General features: G+C 71.0%; 19 protein-coding genes. 9 read left to right on the forward strand and 10 right to left on the reverse strand.

Annotated features, from left to right (window positions below; translation table 11 throughout):
* The 4 genes from HMPREF0591_RS33765 to HMPREF0591_RS09470 form a co-directional block, all read right to left on the reverse strand.
* Positions 1–170, reverse strand: a 170-nt coding sequence (locus tag HMPREF0591_RS33765) for a nodulation S family protein (RefSeq protein WP_244268864.1), incomplete at its 3' end; no start/stop codon positions are given.
* A 32-nt stretch (positions 171–202) separates the two neighbouring features.
* Entirely contained in the window at positions 203–976 is a 774-nt protein-coding gene (locus HMPREF0591_RS09460; RefSeq protein ID WP_007168274.1) for a PIG-L deacetylase family protein, read from the reverse strand.
* A 7-nt stretch (positions 977–983) separates the two neighbouring features.
* The gene (locus HMPREF0591_RS09465; protein WP_040621498.1) at positions 984–1,925 is read right to left on the reverse strand and encodes an acyl-CoA dehydrogenase family protein; all 942 of its coding nucleotides are present in this window, start codon (positions 1,923–1,925) and stop codon (positions 984–986) included.
* Entirely contained in the window at positions 1,922–2,644 is a 723-nt protein-coding gene (locus HMPREF0591_RS09470) for a glycosyltransferase family 2 protein (RefSeq protein WP_050789989.1), read from the reverse strand. The genes HMPREF0591_RS09465 and HMPREF0591_RS09470 overlap by 4 nt, the downstream gene beginning before the upstream one ends.
* 105 nt (positions 2,645–2,749) lie before the next feature.
* Between HMPREF0591_RS09470 and HMPREF0591_RS09475 the strand changes: the two genes are divergently transcribed.
* Positions 2,750–3,328, forward strand: a complete 579-nt coding sequence (locus HMPREF0591_RS09475) for a nucleotidyltransferase family protein (protein ID WP_007168277.1) — start codon at positions 2,750–2,752, stop codon at positions 3,326–3,328.
* 5 nt (positions 3,329–3,333) lie between these two features.
* Here the strand turns inward: HMPREF0591_RS09475 and HMPREF0591_RS09480 are convergent, their stop codons facing one another.
* Positions 3,334–3,591 carry a DUF7218 family protein gene (locus tag HMPREF0591_RS09480; protein ID WP_007168278.1) on the reverse strand — a complete coding sequence of 86 codons (258 nt, stop codon included), beginning with the start codon at positions 3,589–3,591 and terminating at the stop codon, positions 3,334–3,336.
* Between the two features lie 124 nt (positions 3,592–3,715).
* Between HMPREF0591_RS09480 and HMPREF0591_RS09485 the strand changes: the two genes are divergently transcribed.
* Genes HMPREF0591_RS09485 through HMPREF0591_RS09495 form a run of 3 tightly spaced genes read left to right on the forward strand, consistent with a single transcriptional unit; the run spans position 3,716 to position 7,400 of the window.
* Positions 3,716–4,753: a chemotaxis protein CheB gene (locus HMPREF0591_RS09485; RefSeq protein WP_007168279.1), complete on the forward strand. Its 1,038-nt coding sequence runs from the start codon at positions 3,716–3,718 to the stop codon at positions 4,751–4,753.
* A complete protein-coding gene (locus HMPREF0591_RS09490) occupies positions 4,746–5,504 on the forward strand; it encodes an STAS domain-containing protein (protein ID WP_007168280.1) in 759 nt (252 codons plus the stop codon). Before HMPREF0591_RS09485 ends, HMPREF0591_RS09490 begins: the two co-directional genes overlap by 8 nt.
* Before the next feature lie 54 nt (positions 5,505–5,558).
* Positions 5,559–7,400 (forward strand): CheR family methyltransferase, encoded by a 1,842-nt coding sequence (locus HMPREF0591_RS09495; protein WP_007168281.1) that lies wholly within the window; start codon positions 5,559–5,561, stop codon positions 7,398–7,400.
* Between the two features lie 4 nt (positions 7,401–7,404).
* Here HMPREF0591_RS09495 and HMPREF0591_RS09500 read toward each other — a convergent pair whose 3' ends face one another.
* On the reverse strand, positions 7,405–8,322 hold the full coding sequence (locus HMPREF0591_RS09500; RefSeq protein ID WP_007168282.1) for a chemotaxis protein CheB: 918 nt from the start codon (positions 8,320–8,322) through the stop codon (positions 7,405–7,407).
* A gap of 206 nt (positions 8,323–8,528) precedes the next feature.
* Between HMPREF0591_RS09500 and HMPREF0591_RS09505 the strand changes: the two genes are divergently transcribed.
* The 3 genes from HMPREF0591_RS09505 to HMPREF0591_RS09515 all read left to right on the forward strand — a co-directional run bounded on the left by HMPREF0591_RS09505 (position 8,529) and on the right by HMPREF0591_RS09515 (position 11,701).
* On the forward strand, positions 8,529–9,722 hold the full coding sequence (locus tag HMPREF0591_RS09505; RefSeq protein ID WP_007168283.1) for a glycosyltransferase: 1,194 nt from the start codon (positions 8,529–8,531) through the stop codon (positions 9,720–9,722).
* Between the two features lie 39 nt (positions 9,723–9,761).
* Positions 9,762–10,856, forward strand: coding sequence for an AraC family transcriptional regulator (locus HMPREF0591_RS09510; RefSeq protein WP_007168284.1), 1,095 nt, complete (start codon positions 9,762–9,764; stop codon positions 10,854–10,856).
* 329 nt (positions 10,857–11,185) lie between these two features.
* Positions 11,186–11,701 carry an STAS domain-containing protein gene (locus HMPREF0591_RS09515; RefSeq protein ID WP_083212473.1) on the forward strand — a complete coding sequence of 172 codons (516 nt, stop codon included), beginning with the start codon at positions 11,186–11,188 and terminating at the stop codon, positions 11,699–11,701.
* A gap of 37 nt (positions 11,702–11,738) precedes the next feature.
* Here HMPREF0591_RS09515 and HMPREF0591_RS09520 read toward each other — a convergent pair whose 3' ends face one another.
* Complete coding sequence (locus HMPREF0591_RS09520; protein WP_007168286.1) at positions 11,739–13,121, reverse strand: flavin monoamine oxidase family protein; 1,383 nt, start codon at positions 13,119–13,121, stop codon at positions 11,739–11,741.
* A 122-nt stretch (positions 13,122–13,243) separates the two neighbouring features.
* Between HMPREF0591_RS09520 and HMPREF0591_RS09525 the strand changes: the two genes are divergently transcribed.
* A complete protein-coding gene (locus tag HMPREF0591_RS09525) occupies positions 13,244–14,200 on the forward strand; it encodes an alpha/beta fold hydrolase (protein WP_007168287.1) in 957 nt (318 codons plus the stop codon).
* Here HMPREF0591_RS09525 and HMPREF0591_RS09530 read toward each other — a convergent pair.
* Genes HMPREF0591_RS09530 through HMPREF0591_RS09540 form a run of 3 tightly spaced genes read right to left on the reverse strand, consistent with a single transcriptional unit; the run spans position 14,195 to position 17,859 of the window.
* A complete protein-coding gene (locus tag HMPREF0591_RS09530; RefSeq protein ID WP_040622188.1) occupies positions 14,195–15,541 on the reverse strand; it encodes a flavin monoamine oxidase family protein in 1,347 nt (448 codons plus the stop codon). The two genes, HMPREF0591_RS09525 and HMPREF0591_RS09530, sit on opposite strands and share 6 nt — an antisense overlap.
* A gap of 57 nt (positions 15,542–15,598) precedes the next feature.
* Complete coding sequence (locus HMPREF0591_RS09535; RefSeq protein WP_007168289.1) at positions 15,599–16,723, reverse strand: Rv3169 family protein; 1,125 nt, start codon at positions 16,721–16,723, stop codon at positions 15,599–15,601.
* Complete coding sequence (locus HMPREF0591_RS09540) at positions 16,723–17,859, reverse strand: phosphotransferase family protein (protein ID WP_007168290.1); 1,137 nt, start codon at positions 17,857–17,859, stop codon at positions 16,723–16,725. The genes HMPREF0591_RS09535 and HMPREF0591_RS09540 overlap by 1 nt, the downstream gene beginning before the upstream one ends.
* A 74-nt stretch (positions 17,860–17,933) precedes the next feature.
* On the opposite strand from HMPREF0591_RS09540, the gene HMPREF0591_RS09545 reads away from it, so the two are divergent.
* A complete protein-coding gene (locus tag HMPREF0591_RS09545; RefSeq protein WP_007168291.1) occupies positions 17,934–18,548 on the forward strand; it encodes a TetR/AcrR family transcriptional regulator in 615 nt (204 codons plus the stop codon).
* The last annotated feature ends 76 nt before the right edge of the window (positions 18,549–18,624 follow it).

An 18,624-nucleotide genomic window follows, 5' to 3' on the forward strand; every position in this document is an offset into this window, starting at 1 on the left:
ACCTGGTCGCAGCGCCGCGCCAATCGCGCGGTCAGCGTGCCGATCGAGCAGCCCGGTTCGAAGGCGTGCCGGTACCGGCGGGCGGGCAGCAGCGCGAGGGTGATGGCGTACTTGCGCTGCTCGTACCACCGCGACGAGAGTGCCCAGGGGTCGTCGGTGCCGGCGTACATCCGGTCGAAGTAGGCGTCGGGCAACCGCGTGGTCACCGGAACACCACCTCGCCCACGGCGAGCAGCCGCTGCACGACGAACGGCGGCAAGACGGGCGGGGTTTCGCCGCGGCCGGGCCGTAATTGGCTCCGGTAGCATTGCGCGGCTTGGCGTTTGCGGTTCACGGCCCATCCCGGGGCGGGCACCGAGTGGGCCCTTTCCCACGGCACCGCGGCGTCGGCCGGGGAAGCCCAGTGCCACATCCAGACGGGGTATTCCAGCAGCGCGACGCCGGTGCGCTGGCATGCCGCCGCCGCCGCGCGCCCGACGGCTTCGTGGTCGGGATGGCCGTCGCCGCGCCAGGTGGCCGCGCACCAGGTGCCGGGGCCGGCGGTCCGCAGAATTTCTGTCAGGGCCCCGGTGAGCCGATCCTCGTGGTCGCCCAGCTCGCCGTCGGGCATACCGAGCCGCACCGGGGGAGCGGCACCCAAAACACCTGTTGCCCTGCGTAGTTCGTAGCGGCGCGTGGTCGACAGCCGAAGCCGGCCGGACAGCGTCGCCCCCGGCTGGGCGGCGCCCCCGTCGCTGACCGACACCACGCGCACCTCGACGCCGGACGCGATCAGTTGTGCGATCGTCGCACCCAGGCCGAGGGTTTCGTCGTCGGGGTGGGGCGCCACCACGATCAGGCGCCGACACTGCGCCAGGTCCAGCGCCGGCAGGGGGCTGCGCTCGAAAGCGGCCAGCCACAACGGCGCCGGAGTGCCGCCATAGGTCAGCGGCTTGGCCGCGAACCGGGCGCTGTTGCTGGTCGGCGCGGTTCTCACGGCGTCCTCAGTGCTGGCGGCCCGCGAGCTGGCCGAGCTCGGCGAGGTCGCGCTCGGCGTGGCTCTGCCGGATGTAGATGCTCAGGTCGGCGACGCGCTGGGCGTGCCGTCCATCCTGGCAGAGGGGGCCCGGCCCCAGCGCGCGGCCGGTGCGGGTGATGGCTTCGTCGACCGCGTGTTCCACGACGGTGCGGACGCGGCGGGCCAGCAGCTGCGCCGTGCCGGTGCGGTCGAACGGGTCGGCGTCGACCTGCGCGGCCGCCGCGGCCAGGATCGCGTCGCCCGCGGCCAGCGCGGCGTCCACGGCGCCGAGGTGTGCCAGCGAATACGCGTCAGCGGATTCGCTTCTTGCGCAACGGTATAGCGGATCGGCGACGCGGCGCGCGCCGCCAATCCAGCACGCGGCCACCCCGATGGCGCCGTGCCAGAACCCGGGCCTGTTCAAGTAGTCGCCGGGATCGCCCACGGCGACGGCGTGGGTGTTGGTGAATTGCACCGGCCGCGTGTCGCTGCCCGCCATGCCGGCGTTCCACCAGGTGCTGGGCAACGGCTTGACGCTGGCGTCGGTCACCTGCACGGCGAACAGCCCCCGCGTTCCGTCTTCGAGCCGGGCGGTCACCAGGGCGTGGGTGCAGAACCCGGCGCCCGAGCACCACACCTTCGTGCCCGTCAGGGTGAACGCGCCGCCCACGTCGGTCGCCGTCAGCACCGCATCCGGCGCCTCGGCCGCCCAGACGCCCCAGAGCTGCCCGGATTCCGGTGGCTTACCGCCCAATTCGTGAAGTATCGCGACGGCGTCGACGTGGGCTTCGGCGACCCGGGCCGCCACGATGTTCTCCTCGGCCAGCGAGGCGAGGCGTTGCCAGCGCTCGGCGGTGCGCCCGGAGGCGGGGAGCGGCAGCTCGAGTCGTCCCGACTCCAGCCAGTGCCTGACCAACCCGGCCGTCACGCGCAATCACCCGCCGCCGATCTCCCCAGTCGCCTGAGGTGGTGAGCGAACCCGTGTGGCGCCCGAGCCCGGGTTCGCGCCGACGTGATGACGGAGAGTTCGGTGTCCCGGTGGATGCGGTAACCGGCGGCCTCGAATCGCTCGGCCAGGTCGACATCCTCGCCGGAAGCCAGCGTGCGAAAGCCGCCGACGCGCCAGTAGGCGCGGGCGCTGAAGCCCATGTTGGCCCCGTGCACGTGTTCGTGCTCGGAGTCGCCGGTGATCGGGTCGGCGTGGTAGCTCAGCAGGTAGCGGTCGACGACGTCGGCGCCGTGCAGGCGCCAGTCGGTCACCCGCACGACGCCCAGCACCATGTCCGCGCCGACCTTCAGCTGATGCACCAGCCAGTCGGGGTCGACGCGGCTGTCGGCGTCGGTGGTGGCATACCAGCACCTGTCTTCCCCGAAAAGCGACCGCGCGTAGCCGAATCCGACCGCGCGCGCGGCGCCGACGTTGTGCGCGTCGACGCTGATGAAATGCACGTCGGGCCCGTACTCGCCGGCCAGTTCGTCGCTGCCGTCGTCGCAGTCGTCGAGCACGACCACGACGGTGACCGGAACGGGTGCGCAGAGGGCGGCGGTGAGGACCGCGCGCAGACAGTCCGGTAACTTCGCCCGCTCGTTGTGGGCGGGTATCACGACTGCGGCGGCATCGTAGGCGCGTGGCCAGGCGGTTGACACCCCAAAAGGTTTGCCCGATTGGCCGCAAGTTAAACGGGCTTACCAACCCGGCCGGCGCATCCGCGCAGGTTGCACCGGCCCCCGGCGGGGTATGACCAAGGCACCATGGCACCGATCGAGACCCACGCCGACGCGCCCCCGTCCACCGCGCAGCTGCGGCACGCACTGCGCGGCGCGGCGTCGGCGCTCAAGGAGAACGGGCCGCGCTTCGCGCTGGCCGGCAGCTACGCGTTGTGGGCCTACGGCGCCCCCGAGCCCACCCACGACGTCGACCTGGTGGTGGCCGAATCCGACGTGGACGACGCCGTGGCCACCCTCACCGACGCCGGTTTCGCCGTCGAAAGGCCCCCGGAGGATTGGCTGTTCAAGGCGCGCACCGGCGATACGGTGGTCGACGTGCTGCACCGCCTCAACGGCGTGCGGGTGGAGTCGTCGACCCTGGACTGCGCCGAGCAGCACGACGTGCTCGCGGTGCGAATGCCCGTGCTGCCCCCGACGATGGTGCTCATCCAGCAACTGCGTTCCCTCGGTGAGCACCACTGCGACTTCGCCAAACTGCTGCCGGCCGTGCGCGCCGTCCGCGAACGGCTGGACTGGGAGCGTGTCCGGGCGTTGACCGCCGACAACGACTACGCGGTCGCGTTCCTGGTGCTGGTCGATAGGCTCGGCCTCACCGGTCAGTGATTGCGTCAGTGATTGCGCAGCTTGGCGACCAGCTTGTCCTTCGTCAGGCTCGAATAGCCGGACATGCCAAGCTCTTTCGCGCGCTTCTTCAGCTGGGGAACCGTCCAGTCCTGGTAGGAGCCGGACTTGCCGCCCTTGCGCCCGACCGAGGACTTGCCCCGCGCGGCGGCCGCGTTGGAGATCCGGGCCGCCTTCTCCTTGGAGTCGCCCTGCTTGCGCAGGTCCTTGTACAACTTCTCGTTCTTGATCGACGAATTCGGCATGGTTCATCCTTCCCTTCGCGATGAGACATCCCTCGCGTCCTGGTCAGGGTGCCCGCACGGGCGGTGGTGAAAACCAAGTCTTCGTCTGCGCGCTATCCATCGCCGGGTGGGTTACCTAGCATTGATGCGGGTAGTCGGTGGGGTGGTGATTACAGCGAACAGCGAAAGCGGCGACCTGCGTGGCGTGGTGGCGATCGGCGCCTCCGCCGGCGGGGTCGACGCCCTGTCCAGGCTGGCAGCGGGGTTGTCAGCCGACGTCCCCTACGCCTACCTGGTCACCCTGCACATTCCCGCCGGCACGCCGAGCGTGTTGGACCGCATCGTCGACCGCAGCGGCCCGCTGCCGGCCGTCCCAGCCGAAGACGGCGTGGCGCTCGAACCGGCGCGGATCTACGTCGCCCGGCCGGACCGCCACCTGATGGTCGACGACCACCGGGTGGTGCTCTCGCAGGGGCCGACCGAAAACGGGCACCGGCCCGCGATCAACGCCCTGTTCCGCTCCGTGGCGCTGACGTTCGGCCCCCGCGCGATCGGCGTCCTGCTCTCGGGCGTGCTCGACGACGGCGTGCTGGGCCTGGGCGCGATCCGCTCGCGCGGCGGCACCACCATCGGCCAGTCGGCCGAGGACGCGCTGTTCCCGACGCTGCCGAACAACGCGCGCGACGCCGGCGTGCTCGACCGGGAGGCCGCGGCCGCCGATATCGGGGCGCTTCTCAAAGAGCTGTCGCATCAGGAGAATAAGGACCCCAGGATGGAGCGCGACGCCGCCATGGAACTCGAGAACCGGATCGCGATGATGTCGCGATTCGCGACCGATTTCGACACCCAGCAGCTGGGCGCTCCCTCGGGATACACCTGCCCGGACTGCAATGGCTCGTTGGTGTCCATCAGCGAGGGCAACTTCCGCTGCCAGGTGGGTCACGCCTGGACGGCCGACGCGTTGCTCGCCGCGCGGGACGACGAGGTCGAGGGCGCGCTGTGGGTGGCGCTGCGGAGCCTGCAGGAGAAGGCCCGGTTGGCGCGGCAGCTGGCGGAGAAGGTGGGCCAGGGCGTGCTCAAACGGCGTTACACCGGCCTCGCCGAAGAGACCGAGCGGGCGCTGAGGGTGCTCAGCGACCGCTTGTCCAACGGCGGGCCGGGCCGTGGTGGTCCCGATGGCTGAGCCGCTGCCCGCCATCCGCGTCGACACCCACGCACAGCGGGACGTGCCGATCCTGGTGGTCGACGGGCTGCTGGACAGCTCCACGTACCGGGGCCTGCGCGACACCATGATCAAGGCCGCCCTCGACGAGCCGCCGGCGGTGATCGTCGACGTCGACCGGCTCACCGTGCCGACGGGCACTGCCTGGACGGTCTTCACGAGCGCCCGCTGGCACGTCAGCGTCTGGCCGGACGTCCCGATCCTGCTGGTGTGCTCGGCGCCTCGGGTGCGGCGCGCGATCATCGCCGCCGGCGTCGCCCGCTACGTCCCCGTGCACCCCAGCCGCGAGGCGGCGCTGGACGCCGTCGGCAACCGGTCGATCGAGGCCCGGCGGCGGGCGCGCACCGAACTCCCGCGCTCGCCGGGCACCGTCACCCTGGCCCGCGCCGCGATCACCGACTGGCTCACCGAATGGGACAACCGCGACGTGATTCCCATCGCGGCCACGGTGGCCACCGTCTTCGTCGAAAACGTCCTCGACCACACCGAGAGCGCGCCGGCGCTGATCGTCGAAAGCTACCGGGACGACGTCACCGTCGCGGTGGAGGATTGCAGCAACCGGTTGCCGGGCCGGCACGAGGACGCCGCGCGCGGCGCCGAAATCGTGTCCGGGCTCGCCATCGTCTCCGCGCTGTGCCGAGCCTGGGGCGCCACGCCGACCTCGTCGGGCAAGACGGTCTGGGCATTGGTCGGTCGGGAAAACCGATTCTGACGTCGCGAGTAGTGTTCAAGTCCTTCGGCCCTGCTGGATCTGGACGGGACATGAATGGACGGGACGACTGACGAGGCCTTCGAGGCTCTGCTGCGCTACATGCGGGACTCCCGCGGTTTCGACTTCACCGGTTACAAGCGCACGTCGCTGATGCGCCGCGTCCGCCACCGGATGGATCAGGCGGGCTACAGCACCTTCGAGGAATACCTCGATTTCCTGCAGGCGAGTTCCGACGAATTCGCCGCGCTGTTCAACACCATCCTGATCAACGTCACCGCTTTCTTCCGTGACGCCGAAGCGTGGGAATACGTCAGCACCGAAGTCATCCCCCGGATGCTGGCCGAGCGCGGTCCGGCCGACCCGATCCGGGTGTGGAGCGCGGGATGCGCGTCCGGGGAGGAGGCCTACACGCTGGCCATGCTGCTGGCCGACGCGCTGGGGCCCGAGGCGTTCCGCCAGCGGGTCAAGATCTACGCCACCGACATCGACGAGGACGCGCTGACCGAGGCGCGCGCCGCGTCGTATGACGCCAAGGCCGTCGAGGGTGTGCCGGCCGAGCTGCTGGCGCGCTACTTCGAACAGGTCAACGGCCGCTACGTCTTTCACAAGGATCTGCGCCGCGCGGTGATCTTCGGCCGCAACGACCTGGTCAAGGATGCGCCGATCTCCCGCGTCGACCTGCTGGTGTGCCGCAACACGCTGATGTACCTCAATGCCGAGACACAGCGAAACGTGTTGGGCCGCCTGCACTTCGCCCTGGCGCCGCAGGGCACGCTGTTCCTGGGACACGCCGAGATGCTGCTCAGCCACGGCGACCGGTTCACCCCGCTGAATCTGAAACACCGGATCTTCCGCAAGGCGATCGGGAGCCACGCGGGCGTGGAGCGCTACGACCCCGCGGGGGCGTTCTACGAACGCAACGTGGACCTGACGGGCCTGACGACGGTGCGCGACTTGGCATTTCGCGCCAGCCCGGTGGCCCAGATCGTGGTCACCGGCGAGGACACCGTCGCCATGATCAACCAGCAGGCCGAGAACCTGTTCGGGCTCTCGGCTCGCGACATCGGCCGGCTGCTGCGCGACCTGGAAGTGTCCTACCGCCCGGTGGAGCTGCGCGCCTATCTGGAGCAGGCCAAGGTGGAGCGGCGCTCGGCGCGGATCCAGGACGTCAAGTGGCAGCGGCCGGGCGCCGAGACGGTGTGGTTCGAGATCCACGTCAATCCGCTCGTCGACGCCGAGAACGGGTTGCTCGGCGTGTCGATCGTGTTCTTCGACGTCAGCGCGACACGCGCCCTGCTGGACAAGGTGGTGCAGACCAACCGCCAGCTCGAGGCGGCTTACGAGGAGCTGCAGTCCACCAACGAGGAACTCGAGACCACCAACGAGGAGCTGCAGTCCACGGTGGAGGAACTCGAGACCACCAACGAGGAATTGCAGTCCACCAACGAAGAACTCGAGACGATGAACGAGGAACTGCAGTCCACCAACGACGAGCTGCACACCATCAACGACATGCTCCGGGAACGCAGCCTGGAGCTCGACGAGGCGAAGAACTTCCTGGATTCGCTGATCGATTCCGTGGGCATGGGGATGGCCGTGGTGGACCGCGAGATGAAGGTGACGTTGTGGAACCGCGGCTGCGAGGAGCTCTGGGGGCTGCGCGCCGACGAGGCGATCGGCGCCAGCCTGACCGCTCTGGACATCGGCCTGCCGCTGGAGACCGTGCGGCCGCTGATCGGCAACGCGTTCGTCGACGCCGACAGCTCCGGCGAGACGGAGGTGGACGCCGTCAACCGGCGCGGGCGGCCGGCCCGGGTGCGCATCACGTGCACGCCGTTCCGCTCCCGGCAGGGCGCCGTCGGGGGCGCGCTGTTGCTGATGGAAGTGGTGAGCTGACCGCTCAGCGCCCCCACCGCGCGGCCGCCTCCTCGGCCGCCTGGTGGGCCAACTGGGCGCGCCGCCGCGATTCGGCGACCCGGCGGCGCGCGGTTGCCACCGTCTCGGCGGTGGCGCCGAACCCCGAGGAGAGGTCCCTGAGCCTGCGGCTGAGTTCGGCGGCGCGAAATCCGGCGAGTTCGGCGCGGCACGCCGCGGTGTTGACCATGTCGTCGCACGGCGGCCTCTGGTTCGCCGGGGTCCCCGCGCCGCCGCCTTCGCCGGTTGCCGGCTGGCCGCCGCGCGCGCCCGGCCGCGGTTCGGGCGGCGGTTTGGGTAGAGGCTCAGGCAACGGTTCGGGCAGCGGCGCGCCCGCGACGATGTCGGCCAGGACGCGGCCGATCTCCTGAACCGGCAAGACCAGGTCGGCGCCCGCCCGTGCGGCCGCCACCGGCATCGACGGGTACTGCGCGGTAACCGGGCTCTCCGCGACCACGATGGCGCCGGCCCGCTTCATCGCCGCGGTGCCCGCCGCGCCGTCCTGCCCCGACCCCGACAACACCGCCGCCGCGCTCCGCGGTCCGTACGACGCCGCGACCGAGCGCAGCAGCACATCGAAGCGCCGCACCCCGAGGCCGTTCATCGCGCGCAGGCGGCAGCGGCCGTCCGGCGTCAGCTCCAGCTGCATTCCCGGCGGACAGATCACCGCCCGCCCAGGGGCCAGGGCCTGGCCGTCGCGCGCCCAACCGACCCCCAGCGCGGTCTGCCGGCGAAGAATCGTGGGCAGCACGCTGTCGTGGTCGCCGAGGTGCTGCTGTACGACGATGGCGGCCGGAAGCTCGGCCGGCAGGTCGCCCAGCACCGCCGACAGGGCATCCAGGCCCCCCGCCGACGCCAGCAGGACCACCAGCTCGACGACCGGCCGTTGCGCGCCATTCGCCACCCCTCCAGTTTTCCAAAACTACGGCCGCGGCACAGTCCCGCGAGCGACTCCTTGTCGGCGGGGTCCTCGCCGGTTATCCGGAATGCGAAATGGCGGCGTCGGGGGCGAAGTGGCCGCGGCGCCTCAGTTTCGCCGATACGGGCCCGGGTACGCGACCACATCAAGGGCGATCAAGGGCGATCAAGGGCGACGGAAGGAGGTTTGAAGTGAGGATTGCGATCGTCAGCGGCGACGACATCGTCGATGACGACCCACAGCAACTGTGCGCCGCGCTCGCCGACCGCGGCCACGAGGTCACCGGGTTCGTCCGGCACAGGGGCAGCCGACCTGCGCGAATGAACTCGCGAACGAACTCCGGCGACTACCGCACCGTCACGGTGCCCGCCGGTCCGAGCGCGGCGAAGTCGGCCTCGGACGTGCTGCCGTACGTCGGCGACTGGGCGGGCGCGCTGGCGCGCGAGTGGGCGGCCGAGACGCCCGACGTCGTGCACGCGTACGGCTGGCTCGGCGGGCTGGCGGCCCAGCTGGCCGCGCGGCGCCAAGACCTGCCGACCGTACAGAGCTTCCTGGGACTGGCCACCACGTGCGGGCCCGCGGCCGCCCGGGAAGCGCCGCCGGGAAACGAACGGCTTCGCATCGAACCGCTACTGGCCCGCAGCGCGACATGGGTGACCGGCGAGAGCGCCGGCGACGTCGACGCACTGAGCCGCCTGCGCCGCAGTCGGGCCCGCGTGTCCGCTCTGACGAGTGGCGTCGACGTCGAGCGGTACACCTCCACCGGCCCGGCGCTCGACCGCACCGACCTGCACCGCGTGCTCTGCATCGCGCCGAACCCGCTGCCCGGCAACGGTTTCGATGTCGTCATCCGCGCCCTGCCCCGGGTTCCGGCGGCGGAGCTGGTGATCGCGGAGACCAAACCCGCAAACCGGGCCCACGACGAGGCGCGGTCCCGGCTGCGACAGCTCGCCGCCGGGCTGGGGGTGGCCGACCGGGTCCGGTTCGCGGGCACGGTCACCGATGATGAACTGCCCATGCTGCTCCGCTCCGCCGACGTGGTCGCGTGCACGCCCCGGCGGCCGCCCCGCGCGACCACGGTGCTCCAGGCGATGGCCTGTGGCGTGGTGGTGGTGGCATTCGGCGTCGGGGTGCTCAACGACGCCGTTGTGGACAGCGTCACCGGGCTGGTGCTCTCGCCGGGGTCACCCCGCCGGCTGTCCGTCACGTTGAGAAGCCTGCTCGCGCAGAGCTTTCAGTGTCAAAGCATGGGCGCGGCGGGTCGCAGTCGCGCGCTGTCCCGATATGCCTGGGACCGGATCGCCCTGGACTGCTTGAACATCTACCGCCAGGTGAGCGCCCCAGTTTGGTCATCCGCGCGCTTGCAGTCATCGGGCGTCCGGTGATGCAATGTTGACAGCCCAACATCCCAGGGGGCGCCAGCCATGACCGCCATGACCAGCATCAGCGATAACACCCGCCGCAACGGCGTCGCCCGTGCGGTCGGTCAACTGCCCGGCGTGAACCAGGCCGATCCCGGTCCGGCGCCGGCAGACGATGCGGTGCGGCGGACGCACGGGGCCGCCTCGGCCACCCGGTGCGACCAGTTCCGCACCATCGACGCGCAGGCCGCGCGCCAGTTCTTTGCCCGGGCCTACCAACCCGGCTGGCGCGTCACCGGACTGACCAGCCGCTCCGCGGTTTCGCACCGGCGGTGCGAGGCGGGTTCGCTGACGGTCGACGACGTGACGATCCAGGGCCGGGTCGCGCTCGAAATACCGGCCTCCGACACGGTCGTCGTCATCCAGCCGCGGGCGGGGTCGATGGGTGTCGCGGGCGGCCCGCAGGCCACGGGGGAGTTCCCCATACTGGTGGCCCACGACCTGGCGTGCGTGCTGCAGTGCAACGGTGCGCGGTTCGACGTGGTGAGCATCGCGCCGGACGTGCTGCACAAGGTCGCAGCGGATTGGCGCGGGCCGATTCCGCAGCAGGTCCACTTCCTGGACTGGCGGCCCCGCTCGCGCGCGGCCGTGCGGGCGTGGCATCGGGCGCTGGACTATGTGACGTCGACCCTGGCCGGCCCGGACACCGCCCAGCAGCCGCTGATCGTGGCGGGGCTGGCGCCGCTGCTGGCCGGGGCGCTGCTGCAGTGTTACCCGTCCAACGTCACGGAGCAGGACCTGGCCAGCGAGCCCGCGTTGCCCGAAACCCTCAAGGACGCCGTGTCTTTCATCCACCGCCACGCCGGCGAGGATGTCAGCATCAACGACGTCGCGGCCGCCGTGCATTTGACGCCCAGGGCCGTGCAGTACCTGTTTCGGCGCCAACTTGCCAGCACGCCAACGGAATACATCCGCCGCGTGCGGCTCAGTCGGGCCCATCAGGAGCTGGTGACCGGTGCGCCGCCCAACACCACCGTCACCGAAATCGCGCAGCGGTGGGGTTTCGCGCACACGGGCAGGTTCGCGGTGCTCTACCGGCAGACGTATGGACAGAGCCCCCATACCACCCTCCGGCACATGACCGCGCCGCCGTCCTGACCCGGCCGGTATGACCCGGACACGCCGCCCGGCCGCAGGTCAGGCCATCGCGTTCACCACGGATCCCACCGGGCGCCGGCTACCCGCCACGTCGGGAAAACGGCGAAGCGAAAGTGAATTTCGCGCGCCGGGTTCTGCGCGATACCCCTGGTTGAGCGCCGATCGGTGGCGCGGGGCGGGCCGGGCGACGTCGCTAATGGGCGCCGGCGGTCGCCATTGCGGGTAAGCTGGCTTCAGGTTGAGTCCCCAGCTGCCGTTATCAACGGGCGCCATTCGGACACCGTCGTCGCTCGCCCTGCTCACTCCAATCCCTGAAGGGCGTACTCAACATGACTGCTCTACCCGAGCTCCATACACCTGATTCCCCGACACCCGGGCTGCTCGGAGAACCGCGCAGCCGCTACCAAATCGATTGCGCCGGAGCGCAAATCCACGTGCACGCCCGCAGCGTGGCCACCGTCCTGCGCATCGACGGCGAGGTCGACGCCGCCAACACCGACCTCGTCGCGGAGGCGATTCGCCGCTTTTCACGGCTGAAAGCCCCGCTGGTCCTCGACCTCGGCGGCCTGGATTTCCTTGCCGGGTCGGGCCTTCGGGCGCTGCTGGTCCTGGACGAGGAGCATCGGCGGGCGGGGCTGCGGTGCTGCGTGGTCGGCGGCGCGGCGCTGCGCCGGCTCACCCGGGTGGTGCCCGATCACGGCCTGCCCATCGCAGACTCGGTCGCATCGGCCCTGGCGCACATCGAAGGCGCCACCACGGCGCGCCGCCGGTTGGTGTCGGGCCCGGCCCGCCAGCACGAACCGCAGCGCGACGCGGCGCGGCGGCTTCGGGGGCTGGCCTCCTGATCCCGCACTAACTGATCCCGCACTAACTGACCGCGCACTAACCGCGCACTCGGCGCATCAACTCCTCGGCGGCGCGCCGGCCACTGGACATGGCGCCGTGCACGGTGGCCGGATTGTCGACGGCGGCCGCTTCGCCCGCCAGGTAAAGCCGGTCGCTGATCGGTTCCTGCAGGCGGCGCCGGTCGTCCAGGCCGGAGCCGGGGGCGTGAAACGAGTAGGCGCCGCGCGCGTACGGGTCGGCGCTCCAGTTCGATGTCTTGACGTCGACCGGCGAGGCGTCGTCGCCGAAGAGCCGGTGCGCGATGGGTCGCGCGGTGGCCATCAGCTCATCCGCTGCCGCGGATTCCACCGCGCGCCCACGGTCGCCGGCGTTGAAGGCCAACACGATTGGGCCCGCATCCGCGGGCAGCGTGAACCATTGTGCCCACCAGCCGTTGTCGGCGCTCAGGTATTGGTAGAAGGCGTTGTCCACCGTCCAGCCGCGCCGGTCGAAGCGGAAGAAGCTCTTGGCCAGCACCCCGTAGCCGAGGGCGTCGATCGCGTCGCGGTGGCGCCCGGGCAGCGGCGGATCGAAGGTGATCGCACCGGCTTTCAGCACGCCGAGCGGGACGGTGACGATCGCCGCCGGCCCCGAAAGCGACCGACCGGTGGCCCGCACGACGACGGTGTCGCCGCGCTGCGTTATCGCGTTCACGGGCGTGTTCAGCTCGATCCGAAGCCCGTCGGCGAGCAGCTTCGGCAGGGCGTCGTAGCCGTTCGTGACGACAACCTGATCGCCACCGGTGTAGTCGCCCTCGTCGAATGTGATGGCGGACAGCTGATCCGCGTCGGCGGCGAACTCGTCCTCGATCTCGGTGGTGAGGTAGAAGGCCAACTCGGCACGGTCGGAGGCGGACAGCGCGGCGCCCCCGGCCGCGGCGCTGATCGCGGCGGCCAGGCTGCCGCCGTCGGCCCGGTAACGCGCCCGCTCCACGAACGCGCGCCACAGGGTCGGGTCGTAGTCCAGCCGTGGCAGCCGGGGATCGATCACGAGCCTGGCCCAGCTGTAATAGTCGGTCGGGACCAGCTGCGCCCGCGCCTGCCGCGCGAGCTCGGTCAGCGGGTTGTCCGCCGTGCCGTGGATCCACGACGCGCCCAGCTCCAGCGGTGCGCCCCAGGCGCGGTCGGTGTGCACGCGGCCGCCGATGCGGTCGCGGGCCTCGATCACCCGCACCGGCCAGCCCGCGCCGGTGAGGCTGCGGGCGGCGGACAGCCCGGCCATCCCGGCCCCGATGACCAGCACCGACCGGGTGTCCGGCAGGGTGTCCGGCGGTGGTGGGCGCGCGGACGGCGGGCGCCACGGCGCGCACGCGGCCAGCAGCCCGCCGCCCGCCACGCCGACGGTCGCCGCGATGAATTCCCGACGGGACATCGGGTACACGGGTGTTAGCGTCTCACACGGGAATCGTTTGCCGGATATACCGAATCCGAACGGACCTTAGGGATAAACTTGCGACAGTCCTTAACTGCGGCGAAGCGGCCGCGTTCGACGGGGGAGCGGCGATGAGTGCTCGACGAAAGGCTCGCACGGTCGACCCCTACCCCGACGTTTTGCCGCCGAGCCAGGCCGTCACCGTGCGGGCGAGCGACGGCACCCGGTTACACGCCGAGGTGTTCGGGCCGCCCGACGGCTATCCCATCGTGCTGACGCACGGCATCACGTGCGCCATCCGGGCCTGGGCCTATCAAATCGCGGACCTGGCCGGCGACTACCGGGTGATCGCCTTCGACCACCGCGGGCACGGCCGCAGCGGAATGCCCCGGCGTGACGGGTACAGCCTCAAACATCTTGCCTCCGACCTGAATTCGGTGCTGGACGCGACGCTGGCGCCGCACGAGCGCGCCGTGCTGGCCGGCCACTCGATGGGCGGCATCACGATCGCCGCGTGGTCGGCGCGCTACCGGCACATGGTTCGCCGGCGCGCCGACGCCGTCGCGCTGATCAACACCACGACCGGCGACCTGGTCCGCAAGGTGCAGCTGTTGCCGGTGCCGCACGGCCTGTCCCCGGCGCGGGTCGCGGCCGCCCGCGCCCTGGTCAACGCCTTCGGCGGGTTCCCGATCCCCGGTGCCGCCCGCCTACCGAGCCGATACGTGATCGGGATGCTGGCGGTGGGCCGCGACGCCGACCCCGGCATCGCCAGGATCGTCCACCGGTTCTTCGAGCAGACATCGCCCGCGGGGCGCGCCGGGTGCGCCAGGATGCTGGTCGCCGCGCTGGGGTCGGACCACCTGGAGCTGGACGGTCTGACCGTGCCGACCCTGGTCGTCGGCAGCGAACGCGACCGCCTGACCCCGATCAGCCAGGCCCGCAGGATCGCGGGCACCGCGCCGAACGTCGTCGGCCTGGTCGAGTTGCCGGGCGGGCACTGCTCGATGCTCGAGCACCCGCGCGAGGTGAACCGCCACCTGCGGGCGCTCGCCGAGTCGGTGACCCGGGACGTGCGGATCAGCTCATAGCAGGGCGGTGATCTCGGCGGCCGCCCGCTGCCCGGACCGCACGGCGCCGTCGAGGAACCCGGTCCACTCGTCCGCGGTCTCGGTGCCGGCCCAGTGGATGGGGCCGACCGGCTCGCGCAGCCACGGCCCGAATCGGGTCCACGATCCCGGGGGGACCGCGGCGGTGGGCCCGCCGGGGGCGAATTGTTCGGCGCCCCAACGGTGGTCGACATAGTCGAGCGGTTTGAGCGCGTCGTCGCCGAACAGTTGCGCAAAGCAGCGCAACGTGTCGTCGCGTCGCCGCTCCGGGGAGAGCGAGTCGAACGCGCGCGCGTCGACGAAGCCCATCAGGATGCCCGGCCCGTCGGCGTGCGGGCTGACGTCGAAGGTGATGAACACCGGCCCGGTGTCGGAGAGCGCCTGGCCGGAGAAGCCGTTGGCGCGCCAGAACGGCGTGGAATAGGCCGCGTAGGCCTTGCTGAGCCGGCCCTGCGGCCAGTGCTCGGCGAGTTGGTGGTACTCGGCCGGCAGCGGGGGAGCGAACTCGATCGACGCGCGGTGGGCGGGCGGCACCGCGACGACGACGAATCCGGCCTCGGCCTGGCCGACGTCGGTGGTGACCGTCACGCCGGCGCCGTGCCGGTCGATGCGGCGCACCGGCGCGCCCAGCACGACCCGGGTGCCCAGCTCGGCGGCCGCGGCCTCGGCGATCTGCTGGGTGCCGCCCGGGAAACGGTCCTGTTGGGCGCCGTTTTCGACGTCGAGCAGCCGGTCCAGGCCGCCCGCGGCGTGCGTGTAGCGGGCCGCGTGCAGCATCGACACGTCGTCGGGTTCGCAACCCCAGGTCACCCGGGCCACGATCGCCAGCAGATCGCGCGACGAGGCGGTGGCGCGCACCGAACGCAGCCAGCCGCCGAGCGACACCTCGTCGAGCTCGCGCGCGCGCCGCGCGTCCCACGGCGCCGACACCGGGATGGTGCGCGCGATCCGGTCGAATTGCCAACGCAACCGGCCGATGTCGAGCAGCCCGGTGAGCGAAAGCTTGGGGATGGTGCCGCGGTAGGAATGCGTCCAGCCGCGCCAGTGGATCACGTTCTTGCCGTCGTGGTGGGTCGGCACGGTTCCGACGTCGAGCTCGGCGGCCAGCGCCAACACCGCGTCCTGCGTCGGGCCGACGAACGTGCCGCCCAGGTCGGCGGGCAACCCCGCCACGCTGCCGGTGAACGACCGGCCGCCGACGCGGTCGCGGCCCTCGAAGACCACCACGTCATGCCCCTGGCGGGCCAGCTCGCGCGCCGCGACGAGCCCCGCGAAGCCCGCGCCGACCACGACGACGTCGACGATCCACGGCGGATTTGGCACGCGCACCAGTCAACCGCATTTCCGTGGATTCGTACGGCAAATGCCGACACCCGGGAACTAGGGGGCGACGGTCAGCCAGTCGGCGAACCCGGACGGGTCGTGACGGCCCAGGGCGCCGTGTTCGTAGAGGCCCCAGCCTTCCACCGGCTCCCGGTCGCCGTCGCGGCACACGGCACGGCCGACGTGGTCGATCACGCCGAAGCCCGACCGCGCGACGATCGCCGGGTCGGTCATGTCGTAGGTCACGCGTTCGACGAACTTCTCGCCCTTCCACATGCCGTGCAGCCAGTCCGAGTCGCCGCCGTAACCGCCGCCGACGTGGATGGGCACCGGCAGCTTGGACTCGACGTCGAAGTGCACCGGGGCGCCGTCGGGCGCGGTGGCGTCGATGGTCGCCCCGGTGGGGATGCGGGTGCCGGAGCGGTAGTGGATCTTGACCCGCGGCCAGCCGAGCTGCTCGACGCGGCCGTCGCGCCAGATCCGGGTGCAGTCGTTGAGCGAGCGGAAGCCGTTGGGCTCCTCCTGGATGATGAGCACGATGGCGAAGTCGTCGAACGCCATCGGCACGTACAGCCACCACATGCCCTCGAACGGGGGGTCGGCGGGGCGGCCCGCCGGCTCGGGCTCGCCGATCGGCCTGATGCCCCAGGACCGGTCGCGGCTGCCCAGCCAGGTCGCGGGGTCGACGGCGATCTCCTCGCCGTCGACGGCGATACGGCCGCTCCAGGCACCGAGCTGGGCGAACCGCTGCGCGTCCAGCGTCACCCGGTTGCCGGACCGCATGAGGTGCGGTTGCTCCTGGACGACGTCGAACAGGCCCTCCCAGGTGAGATCGGCTGCGATGCCTTCGGTTTCGTCGAGCACGAGCCGCAACCTGTGCAGCGGCTCGATGACCTCGATGCGGTAGCCGTTGACGCGCTGGTTGAGGCGATCGGAGTCGATGGCGTCGCACAGGTGCACCGCGGTCTGGGTGTCCCCGCGACGGACCAGGAAGAACGCGTCCTTGACACCGAGGTTGGGGTAGTAGCCGATGCCGCTGATGACGAAGATGTTCCCGGTGCGGTCATGCGCGTTGAAGTAGGAGCGGTCGTAGAAGTTGCGGTCCGAGGAGCCCGGCCACGCGATCGGCTGCGGGATCTGATGTACCGGGAACTCGTCGAGCGGTCCAAGTGATTGCGGCATTACCGGTCCTCTCCGATCAAACGGCGCATCAACCCGGCGTGGTAGAACAGCGACTCGACATCGTCGGGCTTCTCGGTCTCACCGAAGTGCACCCGGCGCGCGCCGGTGCGCATGAACACGCACGCCCACATGACGCCGGAATACACGTAGAACCAACGCAGGTCGCCGATTTGGGCGCCGGTCAGTCGCTGATAGGTGGCGCGGACGTCATCCTCGCGCATCACCTCCGGCAGGCCGGGCAGCCCCGCCAGGCCGGTCAGCTCCTGAAACACCATGTGCCCGTAAATCATCCACGCCACGTCGAGCTCGCGTGGCCCGAGCGTGACCATCTCCCAGTCCAGCACCGCCACCGGCCGGAAGTCGCGGTACAACACGTTGCCCACCCGGGCGTCGCCCCAGAGCAGCACCGGCTCTCGCGCGGCCGGCTCGGCCGGCCAGTGTTCTTCCAGCCAGGCGAAGGTGCGCTCCAGCAGCGGCGAGCGGCCGATGTCGGGCACCGCGAAGTCGTACCAGGACCGCACCCAGTTGAAGTGCCGGCGCAGGGCGGTGTCGCCGGCCTGTCCTTCCGATAGGAAGCCGAATGTGTCCGGAGCGTTCGGGATTGAATGCAGCTTGGCCAGCACCCCGACCGTGGCGTCCTGCAGTTCGCGCTGGCGTTCCGGCGGGGCGTCGGCGAACCAGTTGTTGCCGAACGTGTAGGGCATCACGTCGGGCGGCACCACACCGTCGACGTAGTCCATCACGAAGAAGGGCGTGCCCAGCACCTCGCCGGTGGGTTCGAGCCAGCGCACGGGCGGGACGGGGACGTCGGTGAGCTCACCGACCTTGCGGATGACCTCGAATTGGTGGTCGAGCCGGTAGGTGGGAAAGACCTGCACGTCCTCGGCGGCGGGCGCCACCCGGGTCACGAGTTTCTGCTCGGTGGGCCCGCCATCGCGCTGCCAGCGCGCCGTCAGGATGATCGTCTCCGACGACATGCCGGTCGAGTCGACCCCGCTTTCGACGGTCACCTCCGGGTTGGCTCCGGCGGGTAGCACGGTCGACAGCCATTTCGACATCACCGCGGGCAGCGTGGTGACGTCGCGGCTGGAGCGCTGGAGCCGGTCGACCTTGTCGAGCACGGGTTCGTTGGCCACGGGTGCCTCCCATTCCTTGAGACTTATTCTCGTTGAGACCTCGGCGCGGCAATTACGATACGGTAGGTAGCGTTATGAAAGCAGACCCGCCCGCCCTTGACAAGGCCCTCGAGAAGGCCCCCGGCGCAGGCCGGCCGCGGGACCCGCGGATCGACTCGGCCATCCTATCGGCCACCGCGGAACTGCTTGTCCAAATGGGCTATTCCAGCCTGAGCCTGGCCGCGGTAGCCGAGCGCGCGGGAACCACGAAGTCGGCGCTGTACCGCCGGTGGTCGAGCAAGGCCGAATTGGTGCACGAGGCGGCGTTCCCGGTGGCGCCGACCGCGCTGCAGGCGCCGGCCGGGGACATCGCCGCCGACATCCGGATGATGATCGAGGCCACCCGCGACGTCTTCACCACCCCGGTCGTTCGGGCCGCGCTGCCGGGCCTGGTGGCCGACATGACGGCCGATCCCGCGCTGAACGCCCGGGTGATGTCCCGGTTCGCCGACCTGTTCGCGACGGTGCGGGTGCGGCTCAGCGACGCCGTCGACCGGGGCGAGGCCCATCCCGACGTCGACCCGGACCGGTTGATCGAGCTGATCGGGGGAGCCACCATGCTGCGCATGCTGTTGCGCCCGGAGGACGAACTCGACGACGCGTGGGTGGAGCAGACCACCGCCATCGTCGTGCACGGGGTGACGCGGTGACGGGGCGCCTGGCCGGCCGGGCCGCGATCGTCACCGGCGGCAGCCGCGGCCTTGGCCGGGCGATCGCGCTCGCGCT

Origin of the sequence: Mycobacterium parascrofulaceum ATCC BAA-614, from assembly GCF_000164135.1 — a bacterium.
In the GTDB taxonomy this organism is placed as follows: domain Bacteria; phylum Actinomycetota; class Actinomycetes; order Mycobacteriales; family Mycobacteriaceae; genus Mycobacterium; species Mycobacterium parascrofulaceum.

Excerpts from the sequence above, each read along its gene's own strand:
- HMPREF0591_RS09475 (WP_007168277.1), top strand. The coding sequence starts at position 2,750 with ATGGCACCGATCGAGACCCACGCCGACGCGCCCCCGTCCACCGCGCAG.
- HMPREF0591_RS09480 (WP_007168278.1), bottom strand. The coding sequence starts at position 3,591 with ATGCCGAATTCGTCGATCAAGAACGAGAAGTTGTACAAGGACCTGCGC.
- HMPREF0591_RS09485 (WP_007168279.1), top strand. The coding sequence starts at position 3,716 with ATGCGGGTAGTCGGTGGGGTGGTGATTACAGCGAACAGCGAAAGCGGC.
- HMPREF0591_RS09490 (WP_007168280.1), top strand. The coding sequence starts at position 4,746 with ATGGCTGAGCCGCTGCCCGCCATCCGCGTCGACACCCACGCACAGCGG.
- HMPREF0591_RS09495 (WP_007168281.1), top strand. The coding sequence starts at position 5,559 with ATGGACGGGACGACTGACGAGGCCTTCGAGGCTCTGCTGCGCTACATG.
- HMPREF0591_RS09510 (WP_007168284.1), top strand. The coding sequence starts at position 9,762 with ATGACCGCCATGACCAGCATCAGCGATAACACCCGCCGCAACGGCGTC.
- HMPREF0591_RS09515 (WP_083212473.1), top strand. The coding sequence starts at position 11,186 with ATGACTGCTCTACCCGAGCTCCATACACCTGATTCCCCGACACCCGGG.
- HMPREF0591_RS09525 (WP_007168287.1), top strand. The coding sequence starts at position 13,244 with ATGAGTGCTCGACGAAAGGCTCGCACGGTCGACCCCTACCCCGACGTT.
- HMPREF0591_RS09535 (WP_007168289.1), bottom strand. The coding sequence starts at position 16,723 with ATGCCGCAATCACTTGGACCGCTCGACGAGTTCCCGGTACATCAGATC.
- HMPREF0591_RS09545 (WP_007168291.1), top strand. The coding sequence starts at position 17,934 with ATGAAAGCAGACCCGCCCGCCCTTGACAAGGCCCTCGAGAAGGCCCCC.